Annotated in this window: 2 protein-coding genes; both read left to right on the top strand. The window is 73.0% G+C overall.

Going from position 1 to position 4,050, the window contains the following annotated elements; translation table 11 throughout:
- The coding region (locus tag AC1D15_RS20595; RefSeq protein WP_477827431.1) for a CHAT domain-containing protein at positions 1–1,867 on the top strand (1,867 nt) is incomplete at its 5' end.
- A 17-nt stretch (positions 1,868–1,884) separates the two neighbouring features.
- Positions 1,885–4,050, top strand: a 2,166-nt coding sequence (locus AC1D15_RS20590; protein ID WP_477827430.1) for an ATP-binding protein, incomplete at its 3' end; no start/stop codon positions are given.

Genomic DNA, 4,050 nt, shown 5'->3' with positions numbered 1-4,050 from the left:
GCTCGGCGGCCAGCGCAGCGAGCTGGTCGCGCTCGGGCAGCGCATCGGCGGCCTGCTGCTGCCGCCGAAGGCGCGCAGCTTCTTCACGAACTCGCTGGCCAAGCTGGCACCGAACGAAGGGCTGCGGCTGCGCATCAAGTGCATCGCGACCGAGCTCGACGTCGTGCCCTGGGAGTTTGCCCATGTCGAGCGCGACCTCGACGGCGGCGGCGCGGCGCTCGGCCTGCGCGGCTTCCTGGTCGGCGACAGCCGGATCTCGGTGGTGCGCTACGAGGTGTGCTCGCAGCTGGCGGCCGCGGTGCAGGGCCGGCGCACCGGCTGCCGGCTGCTGGCCGTGCCGTGCGAGCCCGAGGACCGCCGCACGCCGGGCCAGCCGCTGCAGATCGACCAGGACCTGGACAACCTGCGCCAGGCGGTGGCCGCGGTCGGCGGCCTGGAGATGGCCGTGTGCCGGCCGGCCACGCGCGAGGCGCTGCAGCGGATGCTGCTCGACGGCACCGAGATCTTCCACTTCAGCGGCCACGGCGAGTTCAGGACGCCGGCCGACGGCGGCGCGCCGTCGGCCCACCTGGTGCTGCAGCGCGACGACGGCGCGAGCGACCCGTGGGAGGTCGATGCGCTGGCGCGCTCGCTGGCCTCCAAGGGCATCCGGCTCGCGGTGCTCGCGGCCTGCCAGTCGGCGCGCACCGACGGCCGCAACAAGTGGGCCGGTGTCGCGCCGTCGCTGGTGCGGGCCGGCATCCCGGCGGTGGTCGGCATGCAGTACTCGGTCTACGACGCGAGCGCGGTCGCGTTCTCGAAGATGCTGTACCTGGCGCTGTCGCGCGTCGACACCATCGACGAGGCGATGGCCGAGGCGCGCGGCGCCATCCTGAACCTGAACCTGCCGACCGGCCGCGATTTCGCGACACCGGTGCTCTACATGCGCATCGCCGAAGGGCACGAGCTGGGGCTGCGGGCCGCGCTCGCGCTGCCTGCTGCCACGCCGCCTGCTGCGCCATCCGGTGCTGTGCGCACCGGCTCCAGCAGCGAAGTCGCCACCGTGCTGTCGGAGATCGCCGAGCTGTACGACCACAAGGTGGTGCACGATGCGCTGCACTCCACGCGCGGCGACCTCACGCTGATCCAGCTGCGGCGCGACGAGTTTCCCGCCGGCAGTTCGCTCGCGCAGTTCTCGGYGCACTGCCGCGACATGAAGAAGCGCCTGCTCGACGTGCGCCGCGTGGCGCAGCAGGAGCGCTGCGACGCGCAGCTGATGCAGCCGCTGATCGACGAGTTCGCCGCCGCCGTCGGCACGCTGGAGGAGGCGCTCGCCCAGCGCTCGGTCGAGCGGCTGGACGACGCACTCGCCGCGCTCGACACGCTGCTGACGGTGCAGCCGGCACTGGTCGACACGACGATGGCCACGCTCGCCAAGCACCTCGACCTGGAGCTGCTGCTGGCCTTCCTGGGCGGCATGGGGGCCGATTTCGACGCGCGTGCGGTCGAGGAGATCCGCGCGCTGGGGGCCAGGCTGCGCAAGGGCGCCACGGTGCACACGCTGTGCCAGGGCCTGGACAACCGGCTCGCGGTGATCCGCAAGGCCGCCGAGGCGCAGCGCTTCCACGAGATCCGCCGCCAGTGGCGGGTGCTGTCGGACTCGATCACGCGCATGCTGCCCGACTGGACCTCGGCCGGCTGCGCCGACCTGGGCCGCCATGCCGAGCTGCTGGGCAGCGGCGTCGCGGCCAACGACGCGCTGTCGACCTGCACGGCCTTCGGCGAGTTCTGCGATGACTTCGACTACGGCTTCTACACCATCGATTCCGACCTGAAGCAGCTGTGCGGCGACATGAAGGACCGGGTGTCCGGCGGGCACCGCGCCTGAGCGGGCGGGGAATGGCGATGAACCAGCCGGACCGACTGCCGTTCCAGACGATCGCCGACTTCCAGGAGGTGCATGAGGCCTTGATGCTGCGGCTGGACCAGGTGGCGGTGGAAGCCGAAGCGCTGGCCGAGGGGGGCGCCGGCGCGGCCGACCCGGAGCGGCAGCAGCTGATCGGCATGTTCCCCGACGTCGCCGGGTTCCTGCAACGCGGCGCGGCCGGTGGCGCCTACCTGGACGAGACGAAGGAGCGCCGTGCCTGCCAGGCGATGCTCGACTACTGGGCCGGCCGCTGCTACAGCCACGGCCTGGACGTGGCGCGCCCGCTGCTCGCACCGCACGATGCGGCGCTGCTGCCGCAGCTGTCGGACGATGCCTGCCCCTACCTCGGGCTGGCGGCGTTCGGCGAATCGGATGCCAGGCACTTCTTCGGCCGCGACGACCCGATCGCCGCGCTGGTGGAGCGGCTGAAGCGGCAGCGGCTGCTGCTCGTCACCGGCGCGTCAGGCAGCGGCAAGTCGTCCCTGGTGCTGGCCGGGCTGCTGCCGGCCCTGCGCGGCGGCGCGGTGGACGGCAGCGCGGCGTGGGTCTACCCGCCGCCGCTCACGCCGGGCGTGGCCCCGCTGCGGCAGCTGGCCGGCGCGCTGCTGGCCGCGGCCGGAACGCTCGAACCCGATGACGCGTCGCTCGGCTCGCATGCCGAGCAGATGCTGCACCACCCGGCCCATGCGGTGGCGATGCTGGCGCGGCTCGCGCAGCCGGTGCTGCTGGTCGTCGACCAGTTCGAGGAGGCGCTGACGCTGCGCACCGAGCAGACCTCGGCGGCGCACCTCGCCTTCGTCGCTGCGCTGTGCGCGCTCGTCGATGCACCGGGCGCGGCGCACCGCGTCGTCGCGACGATGCGCAAGGATGTCGAGCCGCAGCTCGCCCGCGAATACCCCGACCTGAACCGCCGCTACGGCGAGGCCGAGTTCTCGGTGTACTCGATGGAGGCGACGCGGCTGCGCGAGGCGATCGAGCGGCCGGCGCAGCAGGTGGGTTTGAAGTTCCAGGCCGGCCTGGTCGATGACCTGATCAAGAGCGTGGTCGGCGAGGACGCCAGCCTGCCGCTGCTGCAGTTCAGCCTGACCTCGCTGTGGGCGCGGCGCAAGGGCAACCTGATCACGCGCGACGCCTACCGCGAGGTGGGCAGCCCGCGCCAGGCGATGGCCGAGGCCGCCCAGCGGGTGTACGAGAACGAGCTGTCGCGCGAGCAGCAGCTGGCTGCGCAGAAGGTGTTCCTTGCGCTGTCGCGCCCGGGCGAGGCCGCCACCGTGTTCCGCAGCCGGGCCACGCGGCGCGTGCTGCACGGCGTGGCCGATGCGCCGAACGTCGATGCGGTGCTCGACAAGTTCGTGCGCGAGCGGCTGGTGCGGATCACGCCCGCGCCGTCGGGCGATCCGCTGGACGACGTGGCCGAGGTGGCGCACGAGTCGCTGCTGCGCAACTGGGACCTGCTCGACCACCTGTTCGCCGAGCAGCGCGTGCAGCGGGAGCGCCGCGCCTTCCTGCGCAAGCAGGCCGAGAAATGGCGCGAGGGCGATTTCGACAAGGCCTTCCTGCTCGGCGGGCTCGCGCTCGAGCAGGCGAACGCGGAGTTCGACCGCGACGCGATCACGGCGCTGGAGCGCGAGTTCCTCGATGCGAGCGATGCGGCCGAGCTGGCGCTGCAGTACGCGCGCGCCGACGAGGAGGCGAAGCGCATCGCCGTCGAGCGCGAGCGCGCCGACCTGGCCGAGGCGCGCATGCTCATCGAGAAGCAGGCGACGGCCCACCAGCTGCATGCCAACCGGCGCATCGCGAAGCGGCTGCGCTGGGCCACCGTGGCGGGGTTCTCGGCGCTCGGGCTGTTCGTCGCGGCGCTGCTGGGGTGGCTGGCGACGTCGGCCGCCCAGCGCGACGCGGAGCGCGAGAAGGACAGGGCGAACAAGGCCGCCATTGCGCTGCTCGACAAGGCGAATGCGGATGCCCAGGCGGCCTACCGCAATGCGGCCGCCACCCAGCTGGAGGCACAGCGGGTCAGCGAAGACGCGGTCCAGGCCAGCGAGGCCGCGATGCGGGTCGGCAACCAGGCGCGGCAGCAGGCGGCCTCCGCGCAGCGGCAGACCGCGCTGGCACGGGCGGCGATGGCCACGGCGCAGCAGCAG

The organism is Rhizobacter sp. P2_H2 (genome assembly GCF_056403375.1).
The sequence above is the reverse complement of the archived record's forward strand: the minus strand, read 5'-3'. Positions and strand labels throughout refer to the sequence as shown.